The organism is Halorubrum tibetense, from assembly GCF_042661865.1.
Classification (GTDB): domain Archaea; phylum Halobacteriota; class Halobacteria; order Halobacteriales; family Haloferacaceae; genus Halorubrum; species Halorubrum tibetense.
The window spans coordinates 1-1,558 of sequence record NZ_JBHSWW010000414.1; the positions used below are offsets into that span (position 1 = coordinate 1).

2 protein-coding genes are annotated in these 1,558 nt (G+C 67.4%); both read left to right on the top strand.

Features of this window, described 5'->3' with window-relative positions; all coding sequences use genetic code 11:
• A partial coding sequence (locus ACFQEU_RS15690; RefSeq protein ID WP_379783681.1) for an aldo/keto reductase occupies nucleotides 1-247 on the top strand: 247 nt, incomplete at its 5' end.
• A 104-nt stretch (nucleotides 248-351) separates the two neighbouring features.
• Entirely contained in the window at nucleotides 352-1,245 is an 894-nt protein-coding gene (locus ACFQEU_RS15695) for a tetrahydrofolate dehydrogenase/cyclohydrolase catalytic domain-containing protein (protein ID WP_379783683.1), read from the top strand.
• The last annotated feature ends 313 nt before the right edge of the window (nucleotides 1,246-1,558 follow it).

Below are 1,558 nucleotides of genomic sequence, written 5' to 3' on the forward strand. Positions count from 1 at the left end.
GCCGCTCGCGGGTGGGCGAGTCCGAGAGGTCGAGCCGGTCGTCGACGCGGCCGCGACGCACGACACGACGCCGGAGGCGGTCGCGCTCGCGTGGGCGCTCTCGAAGGAACCCGTCGTGACGATCCCGAAGGCGTCGAGCGAGCCGCACCTCCGGGCGAACCTCGCGGCCGCCGATCTTGTGCTCGATTCGGAGGCGGTCGCCGCGATCGATGCGATCGACCGGGAGCTGGAGCTGTTTCCCGAGTGAGGCGGGTTTGCTGATCCACGAATGTGGGTATATGCGGATCCAAATGGCGTTCGTATTGGCACCATCCCGTAGTGTTTATGCCGCTTCCGGCACCCAGCTCGGCTATGACCGAGGTCATCGACGGCGAGGCGGTCGCGGCCGACGTCCGGTCGGACGTCGCCGACTGCGTGGAGACGCTCGCGGACGCGGGCGTGGATCCGGGATTGGCGACCGTGTTGATGAGCGACGACCCTGCGAGCGAGACGTACGTCTCGATGAAACAGCGCGACTGCGAGGAGGTCGGGATCGAGGGGATCCACGTCGACGTCGACGTCGACGCCCCCGCCGAGACCCTGTTCGACACCATCGACGAGCTCAACGGTCGGGAGGACGTCCACGGGATCTTAGTCCAGTTGCCCGTACCTGACCACGTCGACACCCGCAGCGTGCTCCGACGGATCGACCCCACGAAGGACGTCGACGGGTTCCACCCGGAGAACGTCGGCCGCCTCGTCGCCGGTGACGCCCGATTCAAACCCTGTACCCCCCACGGCGTCCAGCAGCTGCTCGCGGCGTACGACGTCGAGACCGAGGGCGCGGACGCGGTGGTGGTCGGTCGTTCGGACATCGTCGGTAAACCGATGGCGAACCTGCTGATCCAGAAGTCACCCACTGGAAACGCGACCACGACGGTGTGTCACTCCCGGACCACGGATCTGGCGGCGAAGCTCGCGGACGCGGACATCGTCGTCGCGGCGGCGGGGATCCCGGAGTTCATCGACGGCTCGATGCTGAAGGCGGGCGCGACCGTGATCGACGTGGGGATAAATCGCGTGGAGGCGGACACCGAGAAGGGGTACGAATTGGTGGGGGACGTAGACTACGAGTCGGCGAGCGAGGTGGCGGGAGCGATTACCCCCGTGCCCGGCGGCGTCGGGCCGATGACGCGCGCGATGCTGCTTTATAATACGGTGAAGGCCGCCGCCCACCAGCGCGACGTCGACGTGAGTCTGGACTGAGACCGAGACGCTGCCGGGTTCGTGGGCGCTCGTGGTCTGCGTTTATATATGACCCGGAGTAATTTGTACGCGATCAGTTGCGGATCGGCGGCGAACGCCGTTAAATACCCAACTGCTCGGCGATACGTGACTGGCTCTCGAAGCACCGAGATCACTTCGGTGGGTGGGCTTCGTCCTCGCGGCAGCGACGCGCTTCGCGCCTCTGGCAGGCGGCGGCGAGGTCGCCAGCGACTGCCCCGTTGCGTCCCGCCCCGCTGAGTCCCGGCCTGCCCGGCACCGCAACCGCCCCGCACCTCACGCCTCCCCAGCCTCG

What these genes read in the sequence shown, in the direction of transcription:
- ACFQEU_RS15695 (WP_379783683.1), top strand. Translation starts at nt 352, where the DNA reads ATGACCGAGGTCATCGACGGCGAGGCGGTCGCGGCCGACGTCCGGTCG.